This window comes from Ignavibacteria bacterium, from assembly GCA_016873775.1.
In the GTDB taxonomy this organism is placed as follows: domain Bacteria; phylum Bacteroidota; class Ignavibacteria; order UBA10030; family F1-140-MAGs086; genus JAGXRH01.
This window is the reverse complement of record VGWC01000006.1, coordinates 25,550-39,667: the sequence shown is the minus strand read 5'-3', so window position 1 is coordinate 39,667 and position 14,118 is coordinate 25,550. Positions and strand designations below refer to the sequence as shown.

Here is a 14,118-nt window from a genome sequence, read left to right as displayed (position 1 = left end):
AAAAAGTTTCAGCGTGTTATCATCGAAAAAAAATTTCAAGTGAGTAAATCAATCTTTAAACTCAAACGTTTCAAGAAAACTCGTATCAAAATCGCCATCTTGGAATTTTTTGTTCTGCATAACTTTTTTATGAAACGGAATTGTAGTTGCAACGCCTTCAATCGTAAATTCTTCCAACGCTCCCACCATTTTTTCGATTGCACCGGTACGAGTAGGAGCAAAACAAATCAGTTTTGCAATAAGCGAATCGTAATATGGCGGAATTTGATAACCGCTGTATGCGTGAGTATCAACTCGAACTCCGAAACCGCCGGGCAAATGAAATCCGGTAATTGTTCCCGGAGACGGACGAAAATCTTTGTATGGGTCTTCTGCATTGATGCGGCATTCGATTGCGTGTCCGCGAATCGGAAATGCTTTTTTCGGAAGACGCATTCCCGCCGCAATTTTGATTTGCATTTTCAGTAAATCGTGGTCAATCACTTCTTCGGTTACCGTGTGTTCCACTTGAATGCGCGTGTTCATTTCCATAAAATAAAAATTTTCGTCTTTGTCCACGAGACATTCAATAGTTCCCGCTCCTTCGTACTTCACTGCTTTTGCGGCTTTTACTGCGGCGGCTTCCATTTTTTTTCTCAATGCAGAACCCACAAACGGCGATGGTGATTCTTCCACAAGTTTTTGATGTCGGCGTTGAATGGAACAATCGCGCTCATTCATTGCAACGACGTTTCCAAATTTATCACCGAACACTTGTATTTCGATGTGGCGCGGATTTTCGATAAATTTTTCAATGTACATATCGCCGTTGTTAAATGCCGCTGATGCTTCTGCGCTCGCCATTTGAAACGCTTTTTCCAATTCATCAGATTGACGAACAATTCTCATTCCTTTTCCACCGCCGCCGGCTACTGCTTTTAACATTATGGGATAACCAACGTCGTCTGCAATTTTCAGTGCGTCATTCACATTGGTAATAACTCCATCACTTCCCGGCACAACCGGAACTCCGGCTTTACGCGCAGTTTCTTTTGCAACTGCTTTGTCGCCCATTGCAATAATTGCATCAATCGGCGGTCCGATAAATTTTATTCCCGACGTTGCGCAAATTTCTGCAAAGTCTGCTTTCTCTGCAAGAAAACCATATCCAGGATGAATTGCGTCTGCGCCGGTAATTTCTGCGGCAGCGATAATGCGTGGAATGTTAAGATAACTTTCTTTGCTGAAAGGAGGACCGATGCACACGGCTTCATCGGCGAATTTAACGTGAAGCGAATCTCGATCTGCCTCGGAATAAACAGCTACGGTTTTTACGCCGAGTTCGCGGCATACTCGAATGGTGCGAAGAGCAATTTCTCCGCGGTTAGCGATGAGGATTTTTTTAAACAATCTTTTAAACTCGAAAATAATTTTCAATTTTTCTTGTTAAAATTCCAAATGACAAAAAACTAATCCAAAACAAATTTCAAATAACAAATTCTAAAGATTTGAAATTTCGGATGTGTGTTTTATTTGAGATTTGGATATTGGCATTTGAATTTTTAACAAGAAGTTGAAATAAAATTCAATTGTAATTTGTATATCTAAAATGAATTACACCGGCTCCACCAAAAACAACGGTTGATTGAACTCCACCGGTTTTCCATTTTCGACCAATATTTTTAAAATCTTCCCTTCAATGTCGGATTCGATTTCGTTCATCAGTTTCATTGCTTCGATGATGCAGAGAACTGTTCCAACTTTTATGTGCGCTCCTACTTCGACATACGCATCGGCATCAGGAGCGGGAGAATGATAAAATGTTCCGACAATCGGTGAACGAATTTCCTTCGTTGTTGATGGGGTATGAGCGGCAAGTGGTTTGATTTCTGAAACGGATGGCGGTTGAAGAATTGAAACTTGCTGCGGAACAATTGCGCTTGCAACAGTATTATTTTTTCCTTTTGCAATGCGTATTTTTTTTCCCGCTTCTTCGATTTCAATTTCGTCAATGTTACTTTCCGAAATGAGGGTTACAAGATTGCGAATATAAGTAAGGTCCATTACTTCCTCAATATTTTTTTGAATGGGAACTTCAGTGTGTTTGTTGGCTTTCACGTTGTAAATTATTTAACACGTTCAATATAAATTCCGGTACGCGTGTCAATGCGAATTTTATCCCCTTCGTTAATGAACAGCGGAACATTGACTGTTGCTCCTGTATCCATCGTCGCCGGTTTTGTTCCTCCTGTTGCAGTATCTCCTTTAACACCAGGAACCGTATTCGTTACGATGAGATCTACGGTAACAGGTAATTCGAATCCAAGTATGTTTGAACCATCAAAAAGAACTTCTACTTCTGTGTTTTCTTTGAGGAATTGCGATTGTTCTCCTATTGCTTCTTCAGGAACAGAAATCTGATCATACGTTTCTTGATCCATACATACATAACCTGCACCGTCGTGGTATAAATATTGCATTTGTTTTCGTTCAACGCGAACTTGTTCAATTGCTTCGCCAGCGCGAAATCTATTTTCAAATGTCTTTCCACTTTTTATTCCTTTCAACTTTGCACGAACAAACGCACGCCAGTTCCCAGGATTAACGTGTTGAAATTCTATTAATTCGTATAGTTCGCCGTCGAATTTTATTACCATTCCCGGTCGAAAATCAGCAGTTGTTGCCATAAAATGATGTTTACTTCTCTTTTACGTGTATTTATTTTTTAAAATTGCGGGAAAATATAGTCAGAAGGAAAGTAAAAAACCAACGGAACAACGGAAAAGTTCTCATTTAGAATTTGAAAAAACTATTTTTTCGAATAATGCAATACAAATAATTTCAGGAAAAAATTGCTTTGTAAATTTTTTTCAAAACGTTATTCTACACGCGTTATGGAAATGTTTGAATGAGTATTTCAGTTCGTATTTCTTCATATCAGTAAATGATATTTAGAGAATTACTTTGTATCCAACTTTATCAAGAGCAAACAGAAAATCTAATGGTGAGAATTTTGTTTCATCATAACGAACAGTTACTCTACCAAGTTGTACATCTTCCACGTATACAAAAGGAAGTTCTGATAATGCATTTCTTACAGTCAATATGCAATGATGGCATGTCATTCCTTCAATTTCAAAATCTTGTGTTTTCATGTAATTTTTTTGTGATATAAATATGTAAATAAAATTTTTGTAAAGATAAATATTTTTTGATGAATTGCTACTTCAAGCAATAGTTATCATCCCAATTCTACAACCGTTACACCCGTTCCTCCTTCATTCCATTCTGCAATTTGAAAATTTTGCACCAACGGATGCGTTGAAAGAAATTCTGTAATTCGTTTTCGTAGCGCACCTGTTCCCTTTCCGTGAATCAGATGTACTCTTTCCATCCCTGCAACTTTCGATTCGTCGAGAAATTTATCAACTACTACAATTGCTTCATCTCCGTATAATCCTCTCAAATCTATTTCGCGTTTGTATTCTCGCGGCAAAAACGATGAAGGAAGATTTTTTTTCTTTTGTTGTTCACTTTCTTTTACCAACTGTAAATCGCTTCCTTTCGCTTTCATCTTTACTGAAGAAAATGAAACTACATATTCGTTTTCTGCATTTGTTTTGGAAACAATTTTTCCTAATTCATTTCCATTTTTCATTTTTACCGAATCACCGATACGAAACAATGCAGATGGTTCAGTTGAAGGATCTATTAATTCTTGAAGTGATTGGCGAAAATCGTTTTTCACTTGTTCAACAGCATCGAATTGTTTTTTGAGAATATGTTTATCAGCGGCAGTTTCTTTTATTTCCCGTACTGCTTGTTCAATAGTTTTCCTTGCAGAAAGTATAATTTCATTCGCATCATCTATTGCTTTCCTGCGTATTTCTTTCAATTCACGTTGAAGCGAATCTTGTTTTGTTTTGTACTCCTGAATCGTATTATGTAATGTATTTCTTTCTAATCTGAGAGATTCTAATTCGCTTTTTAACAATTGCGAACGGTTTTCCACTTCATTTAAAAGATTTTCCAAATAATTCGGAATTTCTCCACGATACTTCTTTGCTTGCTGCAAAATGAAGTTAGGAAAATCCAAACGTTGTGCTATTTCCAAAGCATAACTGCTTCCTGGAATCCCAACACACAAACGATACGTCGGCATCAATGTTCTTTGGTCGAATTCCATTCCGGCGTTCTCAATTCCGTTAGTGTTTTGAGCAAACGCTTTCAATTCGCCGTTGTGTGTTGTTGCAATTGTAAAACTATGCATCGCTGTCAAATGCTCAAGTACCGATGCCGCAATTGCGCTTCCTTCCGATGGATCGGTTCCGCTTCCGAGTTCGTCAAGTAAAATTAAACTTTCATTATCCGCATGTTCGATAATTGTTTTCAAATTGTTAAGATGGGAACTGAACGTACTCAAATCATTTTCAATGGATTGTTCATCGCCAATATCTACAAATAATTTTTTGATAATTCTGCAATGCGAATTGGAAGAAGCAGGAATATGAAAACCTGCTTGAATCATTGTCTGTAAAAGTCCGATCGTTTTTAATGCTACTGTTTTTCCTCCTGCATTTGGGCCAGTAATAAGCAACGTATTCCAGCCATTACCAATTTCTATGGTGAGCGGAACAAGTTCGCTACGTTTATGTTTATTGAACAACAGCGGGTGATACGCATCTTGCAACAATATACTACCTTCTTCTCGAACATGAATCGACGTTCCGTGTATTTCTCGCGAGTATTTTGCTTTTGCTTGTAAAACTTCAAGTTGAGCAAGAATTTCGACGTTCCGTTGTAGCGAATCGCGATGTTCAGCAATTTGTTTTGATAAGTCACGAAGTATTTTTTCTACTTCTCGATATTCTTCAAAATGCAATGAACGTATTTCATTGTTGAGTTGCAATGTTTCCGATGGTTCGATGAATACGGTCAATCCACTCGAAGAAGACGAATGAATAAATCCATCAACGCTGTTTTTATATTCTGCTTTGATGGGAATAACCATTCGGCCTTCGCGTGTCGTAATGATTTCATCTTGCGCAACGCCGTCTTCAATACATTTCTTAAGTAACGTTTCTAATTTTTTTCTCAACTGATTGGAATGTTCTGCAATGCGACGACGAATATCCCGTAAAACTTTGGTTGCATTGTCTCGCACATTTCCATTTTCGTCAATCGCTTGCTCGATATTGAATTCAAGTATTTTATTCGTGAAGAGTTGCGATGATTTCTGACCTAACAAAATGTACACCTTTTCTCTTTTTGCGAAAAACTGTTCACTTACTCTGCTTATGTTGAGCAATTCAAAAATTTCACGCAATTCTCCTGCAAAAAGATACGCTCCATCAATGGAAAGTTTTGAAAGATATAACGGACAATTATCTGAAAATCGTATGTTTATTTCACCCTCACTCACTATGACTTGTTTCATTTCAGAAACAAGGTCCAATTCGTAGCGAATATCGCGCAACGATGCAAATGGAGTTGTTTGTTTTAAGAGTGAAACGGCTAACGAAGAATGGACATACGTTGCAACGTGAGATTTGACTGCGTCAAATTCTAACTTTGAAAATGCTTGCAAGTATTCGTTCATCTTTTCTTGTTCCAAAGGAAACAACATAGAACAATAGGAAGTGAATTTTGTTGAAGCGAATCAAGCGGTTTTCGCTCGTACGGTTGTGAAAGGAACGTAGAAAAAATATCAATGATGCGAGGAGCAATGTTAACGACGTTTGAATAAAGGACGGATGACGATTTCATTTCATCGGAAATAAGTTGAAAAAAAGTTACTCCTATGAGCAAAAAACTTAAAACGATAGCCGCTTGTGCTATACCAATGATTCCTCCGATAATTCTGTTTGCAACGGAAAGTGATGCTGACTTCGGTTCAAAAATTTTAGAGAAAATTTTGAATACGATATAGATGATGAGAAAAATAATAATAAAACTCAGCAATGCAGAAAATTGCGGAGACAAATGAAACTGTTTTATTACAAACAAATTAACAAAACGAAAATATTTATACGCTACAAATAAACCTATGAATACTCCAAGGAATGAAAATATTTTTTTTATCATACCTTCTTTCAAACCAAGAAGAAATCCGAGGATGAGAAAAATGGAAAGAATGAAATCGAGCATTGGTATTCTTATTTGTTCATAGAAATGAGTAATTGTAATGCAGAATATTCAATGTTCAATTGGTTGGGAATTGAACTTAATTGGCTATTCTCCGTTCTGCATTGACATTGGAAATTCTTCACTAAAAATTATGGCTGAATCACTTCTTTCACTATCTCCTGCACCATCTTTCCATCTGCTTTGCCTTTGAGTTCTTTCATAACCATTGGCATTACGTTAGAAAATTCTTTCGAGCCGGCTTGTTCTGCGATGCGGAGTACTTCCGTTCGCACTTCCTCCGCGCTCATTTGTTTCGGCAAAAACTCTTGCAGTATTTTCAATTGCGCTTCTTCTTCTTCAACTATTTCCATTCGATTTGCCTTTTGTGCAATTTCGATCGTCTCTTTTCGTTTCTTCACTTGATTGCTAATGATTTGCAAAACGTTCACATCGGCGATTTCTCCTTTACCGGATTTTTCATATTCCAAAATTCCCGCGCGAACGGAACGAATGGTTTCTAATCGCACTTTGTCGCCGCTTTTTATCGCCGCAGTCATTTGTTGTGTTATTGTTTCTTTTAGAGCCATAATGAAGTTAGTGGTTGAGATTATAGATGTGGAATATTATCACGTTCAAAAAAATGTGATGAAAATATACAAGGAACACTTTCGAGAATAAAATGGTGACTATCTTAACAACATCATTTTTCGTTTCATAAAAACATTACTAAATTATCGGTAAATTTTAATAACAATTTTTTATCAAGCAATTTCATGAAAAAATATTTTTTTGCAGTATGTATTGCTGCGACATTTGCCTTCTTGGCAACTCCAACTATTGCATTGACCCCTGCTAATGGAATATGGGGTTATGTATATGAATGGAACGGAACTCCTACGAATACGACTTGTATTGTAACAACACAAATTGATTATGGGAATCATACAAAAACGTTTCGAGTAAATGTAGATAATTGGAATGGGGCAGGTAGTTACAAAATCACACCCGGACCAAATGACCCACCTTTTCCCCCGAATACTCAACAACAAGTTGTTGCTAACAACGGCGGAAGGGTAGGATACGTGACGTTTAACTATGGTGGTGGTTTTCAGCAAGCGCCAATATTACATTAAGTAAAGTCTCAATCTATTAAACGAACGGGAGTGAGAACAGAAAAACATTTTTGCACTTACTCTTTAGTTTTTCTTATTCTAAAAATTGTTATATCCTATGTTCAATTATCGTTTCCTTTTCTTTCTCTGTATTTCAATGTTTAGCACAAACATTGCCGTTGCAGGCAATAATGCACCGTTACTTTTGCCCGGGTTTCCACTCCAGTTCGATTCAGGGTTCACAATCATCTCGCCGCCGACACTTGCAGATTTCGACAACGACGGAAAACTCGAAATCGTTACTACGACTGGGATAAATGGAATAAACAAGAGGATGATTTTTATTTTCCGTTCCGATGGAAGTCGTTATCCCGGTTGGCCCAAACAACTCCCGGCAAACGACCCTCCGTATGCTACAGCAGCGGGAGACATTGACGGCGATGGTGCCGTTGATTTAGTGGTCCTTGCTACTCATAATGTCTATGCGTTCCGTTCCGATGGAATACTGATGAATGGTTTTCCCGCCTATTTCCACGACGACTCGTACATTGCTACGTACGATGTCGTTCTTTACGATTTAGATAACGACGGGACGTTAGAAATAATAACACAAAATGGAAGCAGTGTTCTGGTATTCAATTCTAATGGACAACTTCGCCAAGGTTGGCCACAAGTAGTAAGTGGTTATCCTCCCGCGAAACCTGCTGTAGGAGATATAACTGGCGACGGCATTGTCGAGATTGTTACTACATCATTACTGTGGAAAAACCCGCAACCTGGAGTCTATTTATATGATTCCAGTTTTATTTATGTTTTCCGTCCCGATGGTTCTCAACTTCCTGGATGGCCTGTAGTAATGGATTCTATCGATAATTATTCCTTTGGTCCACCATTACATGCTACTCTACTTCCTCAATCACCATACGGACCCCTTATCATTACAGCACATAATAAATTTATTTCACCGTTCGTTGAAAGTTCCTACGTTGCCATATATACGCCGGCAGCACAGATTCTCCGAAAGTGGCAAGTAAGTAGCGTGGGTTTCATAGGCGGAGGTATTTCTCTTGGAGACTTCAATGGCGATGGAACAGTTGAAATAGTTACGCAAACGTACCCTGGTTATCGCTTACTCATTTCCACATTAGAAGGCAAAATCCTCCCGACCCAACCGATGTCCGGCTTCATTGGCGGTCCCGATAATCCTACCATTGGTAAATTGACTGCTTCGTCTCCTTTCCTCAACATTGTTACAAAAGACAATAGTTCAATCGTTGGTATTGATACGAGCGAAATTTACGTCTACAACTTCGACGGTACCCACGTTGAATGGTCACCCCTGAAAACAAAAGGCATTCCGTATTTCGCACCCGTCCTCGCAGATATTGATGAAAACGGCAGCATCGATATGATAACTATTACAACCACAGAACACTCCCTCAACCTCCTCTATGCGTGGACGCTCCCCGGCATTTCATCCGCGTATGAAAATTTTCCATGGCCAATGTATGGACACGATAGATATAGAACGTCTCTATACGGCTTCGTTCCCAACGATAGTACTGTGAGCGTTCCAAGTTTTGAAAACAACACAACTACTTTTTTCCTTTCCCAAAACTACCCCAATCCGTTCAATCCACTCACCACTATCCACTATGCACTATCCACTTCCGGTAACGTTACGTTGAAAGTGTATGATATTCTTGGAAGAGAAATTGCAACGTTGATTAACAACGAACGAATGGAAAAAGGAACTCACGAAGTAACATTTGATGCAGCAAATTTAACAAGCGGAATTTATTTTTATCGGTTGCAAATAAATAATGGAAAAGAAAATGTTGTGAGTACAAAAAAACTTGTGGTGGCAAAGTAAGCACATTCAAATATCAGATCTTTCTTTGCAATTTATGTTTAAAATTTTTTAGATGTCCTTGGATTCTTTTCTTATTCTCTTTGTTGCAATTTTCACCGTAGCATTTTTGTATTCTTCTGTGGGACACGCAGGCGCATCGGGATACATTGCAGTGATGACATTGTTTGGATTATCCGTCGCAGTGATAAAACCTTCTGCCCTTGTGTTAAACATCGCCGTCGCTTGTCTTACTTCGTATCAGTTTTGGAAAGCGGGACATTTCTCGTGGAAATTATTTTTTCCGTTTGCAATGACATCTGTTCCGTTTGCATTTCTCGGAGGTTATATTACACTTCCAACACTTATTTTAAAAATTATTCTCGGTGTTGTGCTGCTCTACTCTGCTTTACGTTTCATGTTTCGTTTTCAATTTGAAAACGTAACGGTGTCTCCATCAAAGCCAATCGCACTTTCATTCGGTGCTATTATTGGATTAATTTCTGGAATTACCGGAGTTGGCGGAGGAATTTTTCTTACACCATTGCTACTCTTGATGAAATGGGCAAAAACAAAAACTGCCGCGGCGGTTTCAGCGGTATTTATACTCGTTAATTCAGTTGCGGGAATAGTCGGCTCGCTTTCTAATAATCAATCATTACCATTGCAATTACTTCCGATGATGCTTGCAGCATTATGCGGCGGAGCAATCGGTTCATATTATGGTAGCAGAAAATTTTCTCCTCTCTTCATCAAAAAATTTCTCGCTGTCGTTTTAACTATTGCGGGAATGAAGTTGATGTTCACGTAGAACATTTTCCGTATGTTAAAAAGGAACATTTAGTATACTCTGTCTTAAATTATATTTCAAAAAATGTCAGCGGCTATAAAGCAGGTTGTGTTCGTTGGCATCCAACAGAAAATTTCATTACATATATCTCAATGCAAAACGGACAGCACAATATTTATGCAGTTACTCCCGATGGAATAAAACAATGGAAACTTACTGATAACCAAATATCTGGAGGTTGCTGCGATTGGAGTTCGGACGGAAAGTGGCTGGTTTTCGATTCAGCAAAAAACGTTGAATCACAATATCATAAAGTTATCTTTTATAGAAAATTCAACTAAAGTAGAAAAACAATACACACTATACATTTATGAAAAAATATATTTTCCTCACGCTCTTCTTTCCTCTTTTACTTTTTTTCAAAACGACAAAGAAAGATAGTTTGTGGCTTCCCCTCAAACTATTTATAGGGAAATGGATTGGTGAAGGACGAGGCGAACCATGATTGTTGATTCGGTTTTGAAATACGGCGATGAAATAATGAACTTCATAGTATCGCGTTCCATTTCGCTGGTCACTTTTGCAAGTTGTGAAGGCATTTGAGGAATTCCCGGTTTCGGGTCAACGAAATGCGGATTTTGATAACCAGTCGCAACGGCAAAAACATCGACGTTGTCGCTATTTATCTACATTTAATTTTTTTACAGAATAAACAAGTTGCTGAAATTGTGTACGTGATTTTCATATATTTTTTTCAGAATGAAACATAATTTCCGAGAAAAAATATTTCGCATTCCTCTCTTCATCGTTGTTGCGTTAATCTTGTTGTTCACTTCATTCAATTACTTCCTCATCCCTGCGTTGGTACATAGCAAAGAAACATTACTTGTTCCATCTGTGATTAATATGAAAAAAGATGATGCCACACGATTGCTTGATTCGCTCGGTTTAAAACCCTTAGACGGAGGAATAAGAAAAGACCAGAAAATCAAGCCGGGAAGAATTTCGCTTCAAACGCCGTTTGCTGGCTCTGCCGTCAGAAAAGGAAGAAGAATCTATCTTGTTATGAGTGGAGGCGAAGAAAAAGTTTCCGTTCCTTCATTAAAAGGAAAATCGTTACGAGATGCGCTATTCGCTCTTGAGCGCATCGGTTTATTAATGGGCGAACCATCATATTCTGTTTCTGACGATTATCCTGCGGGAACAGTGTTTATCCAAGAAATAGCAAGTGGGAGTACAGTAAGCAAAGGAACGCAAGTTTCTGTTGTCGTGAGCCAAGGAAAAAGCACTGATAGAGTTCGTGTTCCCGATGTAACAAACAAAACATTGAACGAAGCAATTGCATTTCTCAAGTCGAAGAACTTTACCATCGGTAAAATTTCGTTTGAACATACAATCGAATTCCCTCCGAACACCGTTCTCGACCAATATCCCATACCGGGAGATTTTGTTCCATTTGGCGCAACAATTGATTTATTCGTATCACGGGAAAAAGTAAAAGTAACTGAACACTAATATGAAAAAAATAAAAATCGCCCCATCAATTTTAAATGCAGATTTTTCTTCATTGAGAAACAGCGTACAGCAACTTGAACGTGGCGGCGCAGATTGGTTACATCTTGATATTATGGATGGACATTTTGTTCCAAACATTACGTTTGGTCCTATGATTATTTCTTCAATAAAAAAAATTACCAATCTTCCTCTCGATGCGCATCTGATGCTCGAGCGCCCAGACGATTTATTAGATTCGTTTGCTCAAGCGGGATGCAATCACATTACCGTTCACGTTGAAGCGTGCAAACATTTGTATCGAACAATTCAAACAATCAAAAAAATGGGAATGAAAGCAGGAGTGTCGCTAAATCCTGCAACGCCTGCTTATGCAATTTCCGAAGTGCTGCACGATGTTGATATTGTACTCGTAATGACTGTTGAACCAGGATTTGGTGGGCAAGAATTTATTTCGTCGCAAATTTTAAAAGTAGAAACAATTGCTGAAATGATTGAGCCGTCGCAAGCAGAATTAGTTGTTGATGGAGGAATTACAGAACAAAACGTGAAATCCGTTGTGGATGCAGGAGCGACAGCATTCGTTGCTGGATATTCCATTTTCAAGAATAAAAATATTATTCAAGCAACGCAAAACCTCTTACGAATTGCTAATCAGAATGTTCGGAGAATGCGAAAATAAATTTCTCGTATATCTATTTCGCGAACCTTGTGTTGGTATTTTTCCAACATTGCTTTTCGTGAGGAAACGGAATTTTTCCAATATTGAACACGAACATCCTAGTTATTTCCGGTCCCATAAAAACAAAATGTTCTTTCATTGCTTTTTGACAAGCGAGAAGTTCATTTGGAATAGTGTTAAGAAATTTTCGAAAACTTCCGAATTCTTTCTTCAGTTTTATTATTCGTTTTGCGTTTTCAAGCGTTGCATTTATTTTTGTTCTGTTGCGAACAATCGTAGCATCGTTCAACAATCGCTTTAATTCTTTCTTATCATAATTCGCTACTTTTTGAACAGAAAACTTTGAGAACGCTTTGTGAAAGTTCTTGTGTTTACTCCAAATGATTTTCCAACTCAATCCCGCTTGAAAAATCTGCTGTGTCATTCGTTCAAATAGTTCGTTGTCATTTCTTGGTGGAACTCCCCAGTAGTTGTCGTGATACAACTGCAACATTTCATCATCGTCCGCCCATTGACAGCGTTTCTTAATCTCGATTTTCACTATTTTTTTACTGTCTCAATTTTTTTCTGTCCAACAAATTGAACTTTATCTTCTCCCCCATCTACGTGAATAATACCGCCAGAAATAAAATCTGCATGTTCTAAGCACAACATAGCAATTGTTTTGGCAACGTTTTCTGGTGTCGTTAATTTTCCCTGCGGATTTTTAGCAAGCGAAATATTCAACATAGATTCAGCGTTAGGAATTTTCCGCAACGCGGGAGTATCGGTAACTCCTGCGAGCAATGCAGTTGCAGTAATTCCGTATTCGCCAAGTTCCATCGCAAGTTGGCGTATATGCGATTCGAGGGTTGATTTTGCTGCAGATACTGCGCCGTAAAATGGCAATACAGAATGACCTCCTGAACTCGTCATTGCAAAAATGCGACCTCCGCTTTTCATAAGTTTCTTGGAAACGATTCCCTGCGTCCAGTACACTAACGAATTTCCCATCACATCAACTGTCATTTCCATTTGCGCCTGCGTAATCATTTCATCGGGATTGTGTGAAATGTACGGCTTCAGCGTTCCAAATGCGAGCGAGTGTAACATAATCTTAATAGTGTTTTCAGCATTTTCTGAAAATATTTTTTCTATTCCATCCAACACTTCGTTTCTTTTCGTAGCATCGGAAGCGTTCACATTAAAAAAAATTGCTTTGCTTCCGTATCTCTCGATTTCAGAAATAATTTTTTGTACGTTTGGCAATGTTGCAGCGCGGTCAAGATGAATTCCAAAAATATTCATTCCGTGCTTCGCAAGTTCAATTGCCGTCGCTCCGCCAAATCCACTCGATGCTCCGAGAATTAATGCCCAATGTGTCGGTGGAAATCGAAATTGTGTATTCATAATTGTATCTCTAGACTGTACTGTGAAAATGTTTGTATTGATGAACTATGAATGTTGCGACAAATAATAATGACAAACGTTGTGTACTGCACATTCATTGCATCGTGGATTTGTAGGACGACAAGTTTCTCTTCCAAGAAATGAAAAACTCATTCCGATTTCACTCCAATATTTCTTGGGAATTTTTTCCATCAATTGTTTTTCTATTTTTTCAGGATTTGCTCCAGTTGCAATTCCAATACGCGGAGCAACTCGAAGCACGTGCAAATCTACAATTATTCCTTCTGCAGATTTTCCCATTTCGCGTAACATCACATTAGCAGATTTTCGACCTATGCCGGAAAGTGATGTCAAACCTTCCAACGTTGTAGGGATGTTGTTATCGTTTTTTATTGTTTGTCCAATTGATATAAGCCATTTTGCTTTGTTCGCAAAGTTCGTTACAGAATTTATGTACGGGTACAAATCTTCCGCACGTGCCGTCGAAAGTTGTTTCATTGAAGGAAATGCTTCAAATAATTTTACAGCTACTTGATTGATATGTTTATCAGAATCCCGCGCAGAAAGAATTGTCATTACCAACAATTGATATGTATTTTTGTATTCGAGCGGATGTTTTTTATTCTTGTAAATCTTTAATAGCGGTTTGAACGATTCAATCCATTCCATACGTGCTTTC

Annotated in this window: 16 protein-coding genes; 6 read left to right on the top strand and 10 right to left on the bottom strand. The window is 38.2% G+C overall.

Going from position 1 to position 14,118, the window contains the following annotated elements; genetic code table 11:
- Positions 1-48 precede the first annotated feature (48 nt).
- From accC to FJ218_01725, 7 genes are all read right to left on the bottom strand, one after another.
- On the bottom strand, positions 49-1,389 hold the full coding sequence (gene accC, locus FJ218_01755) for an acetyl-CoA carboxylase biotin carboxylase subunit (protein MBM4165644.1): 1,341 nt from the start codon (positions 1,387-1,389) through the stop codon (positions 49-51).
- Between the two features lie 204 nt (positions 1,390-1,593).
- Positions 1,594-2,043 carry an acetyl-CoA carboxylase biotin carboxyl carrier protein gene (gene accB, locus FJ218_01750; protein ID MBM4165643.1) on the bottom strand — a complete coding sequence of 150 codons (450 nt, stop codon included), beginning with the start codon at positions 2,041-2,043 and terminating at the stop codon, positions 1,594-1,596.
- A gap of 62 nt (positions 2,044-2,105) precedes the next feature.
- Positions 2,106-2,666 (bottom strand): elongation factor P, encoded by a 561-nt coding sequence (efp, locus tag FJ218_01745; GenBank protein MBM4165642.1) that lies wholly within the window; start codon positions 2,664-2,666, stop codon positions 2,106-2,108.
- A gap of 264 nt (positions 2,667-2,930) precedes the next feature.
- A complete protein-coding gene (locus FJ218_01740; GenBank protein ID MBM4165641.1) occupies positions 2,931-3,134 on the bottom strand; it encodes a heavy-metal-associated domain-containing protein in 204 nt (67 codons plus the stop codon).
- Positions 3,135-3,220: 86 nt separating this feature from the next.
- Positions 3,221-5,605, bottom strand: coding sequence for an endonuclease MutS2 (locus FJ218_01735; GenBank protein ID MBM4165640.1), 2,385 nt, complete (start codon positions 5,603-5,605; stop codon positions 3,221-3,223).
- Complete coding sequence (locus FJ218_01730; GenBank protein ID MBM4165639.1) at positions 5,575-6,126, bottom strand: hypothetical protein; 552 nt, start codon at positions 6,124-6,126, stop codon at positions 5,575-5,577. The genes FJ218_01735 and FJ218_01730 overlap by 31 nt, the downstream gene beginning before the upstream one ends.
- 128 nt (positions 6,127-6,254) lie before the next feature.
- Positions 6,255-6,692: a GatB/YqeY domain-containing protein gene (locus tag FJ218_01725; protein MBM4165638.1), complete on the bottom strand. Its 438-nt coding sequence runs from the start codon at positions 6,690-6,692 to the stop codon at positions 6,255-6,257.
- Positions 6,693-6,926: 234 nt separating this feature from the next.
- On the opposite strand from FJ218_01725, the gene FJ218_01720 reads away from it, so the two are divergent.
- The 6 genes from FJ218_01720 to FJ218_01695 all read left to right on the top strand — a co-directional run bounded on the left by FJ218_01720 (position 6,927) and on the right by FJ218_01695 (position 12,050).
- Positions 6,927-7,238, top strand: a complete 312-nt coding sequence (locus FJ218_01720) for a hypothetical protein (protein MBM4165637.1) — start codon at positions 6,927-6,929, stop codon at positions 7,236-7,238.
- A 97-nt stretch (positions 7,239-7,335) separates the two neighbouring features.
- Entirely contained in the window at positions 7,336-9,090 is a 1,755-nt protein-coding gene (locus FJ218_01715) for a T9SS type A sorting domain-containing protein (protein MBM4165636.1), read from the top strand.
- A 52-nt stretch (positions 9,091-9,142) separates the two neighbouring features.
- Complete coding sequence (locus FJ218_01710) at positions 9,143-9,877, top strand: sulfite exporter TauE/SafE family protein (GenBank protein MBM4165635.1); 735 nt, start codon at positions 9,143-9,145, stop codon at positions 9,875-9,877.
- Positions 9,878-10,008: 131 nt separating this feature from the next.
- Positions 10,009-10,197 (top strand): hypothetical protein, encoded by a 189-nt coding sequence (locus FJ218_01705; GenBank protein ID MBM4165634.1) that lies wholly within the window; start codon positions 10,009-10,011, stop codon positions 10,195-10,197.
- 418 nt (positions 10,198-10,615) lie between these two features.
- On the top strand, positions 10,616-11,371 hold the full coding sequence (locus FJ218_01700; protein ID MBM4165633.1) for a PASTA domain-containing protein: 756 nt from the start codon (positions 10,616-10,618) through the stop codon (positions 11,369-11,371).
- A gap of 1 nt (position 11,372) precedes the next feature.
- Complete coding sequence (locus tag FJ218_01695) at positions 11,373-12,050, top strand: ribulose-phosphate 3-epimerase (protein MBM4165632.1); 678 nt, start codon at positions 11,373-11,375, stop codon at positions 12,048-12,050.
- A 13-nt stretch (positions 12,051-12,063) separates the two neighbouring features.
- Here FJ218_01695 and FJ218_01690 read toward each other — a convergent pair whose 3' ends face one another.
- Genes FJ218_01690 through FJ218_01680 form a run of 3 tightly spaced genes read right to left on the bottom strand, consistent with a single transcriptional unit; the run spans position 12,064 to position 14,108 of the window.
- Positions 12,064-12,591, bottom strand: coding sequence for a DNA-3-methyladenine glycosylase I (locus FJ218_01690; GenBank protein MBM4165631.1), 528 nt, complete (start codon positions 12,589-12,591; stop codon positions 12,064-12,066).
- Entirely contained in the window at positions 12,591-13,439 is an 849-nt protein-coding gene (locus FJ218_01685) for an SDR family oxidoreductase (GenBank protein MBM4165630.1), read from the bottom strand. The genes FJ218_01690 and FJ218_01685 overlap by 1 nt, the downstream gene beginning before the upstream one ends.
- 45 nt (positions 13,440-13,484) lie before the next feature.
- Positions 13,485-14,108 carry an endonuclease III gene (locus tag FJ218_01680; protein ID MBM4165629.1) on the bottom strand — a complete coding sequence of 208 codons (624 nt, stop codon included), beginning with the start codon at positions 14,106-14,108 and terminating at the stop codon, positions 13,485-13,487.
- Positions 14,109-14,118 lie beyond the last annotated feature (10 nt).

Excerpts from the sequence above, each read along its gene's own strand:
- FJ218_01715 (MBM4165636.1), top strand. The coding sequence starts at position 7,336 with ATGTTCAATTATCGTTTCCTTTTCTTTCTCTGTATTTCAATGTTTAGC.
- FJ218_01685 (MBM4165630.1), bottom strand. The coding sequence starts at position 13,439 with ATGAATACACAATTTCGATTTCCACCGACACATTGGGCATTAATTCTC.
- FJ218_01730 (MBM4165639.1), bottom strand. The coding sequence starts at position 6,126 with ATGCTCGATTTCATTCTTTCCATTTTTCTCATCCTCGGATTTCTTCTT.
- FJ218_01735 (MBM4165640.1), bottom strand. The coding sequence starts at position 5,605 with ATGTTGTTTCCTTTGGAACAAGAAAAGATGAACGAATACTTGCAAGCA.
- FJ218_01700 (MBM4165633.1), top strand. The coding sequence starts at position 10,616 with ATGAAACATAATTTCCGAGAAAAAATATTTCGCATTCCTCTCTTCATC.
- FJ218_01680 (MBM4165629.1), bottom strand. The coding sequence starts at position 14,108 with ATGGAATGGATTGAATCGTTCAAACCGCTATTAAAGATTTACAAGAAT.
- FJ218_01695 (MBM4165632.1), top strand. The coding sequence starts at position 11,373 with ATGAAAAAAATAAAAATCGCCCCATCAATTTTAAATGCAGATTTTTCT.
- FJ218_01740 (MBM4165641.1), bottom strand. The coding sequence starts at position 3,134 with ATGAAAACACAAGATTTTGAAATTGAAGGAATGACATGCCATCATTGC.
- FJ218_01710 (MBM4165635.1), top strand. The coding sequence starts at position 9,143 with ATGTCCTTGGATTCTTTTCTTATTCTCTTTGTTGCAATTTTCACCGTA.
- FJ218_01705 (MBM4165634.1), top strand. The coding sequence starts at position 10,009 with ATGCAAAACGGACAGCACAATATTTATGCAGTTACTCCCGATGGAATA.
- FJ218_01725 (MBM4165638.1), bottom strand. The coding sequence starts at position 6,692 with ATGGCTCTAAAAGAAACAATAACACAACAAATGACTGCGGCGATAAAA.
- accB (MBM4165643.1), bottom strand. The coding sequence starts at position 2,043 with ATGGACCTTACTTATATTCGCAATCTTGTAACCCTCATTTCGGAAAGT.
- efp (MBM4165642.1), bottom strand. The coding sequence starts at position 2,666 with ATGGCAACAACTGCTGATTTTCGACCGGGAATGGTAATAAAATTCGAC.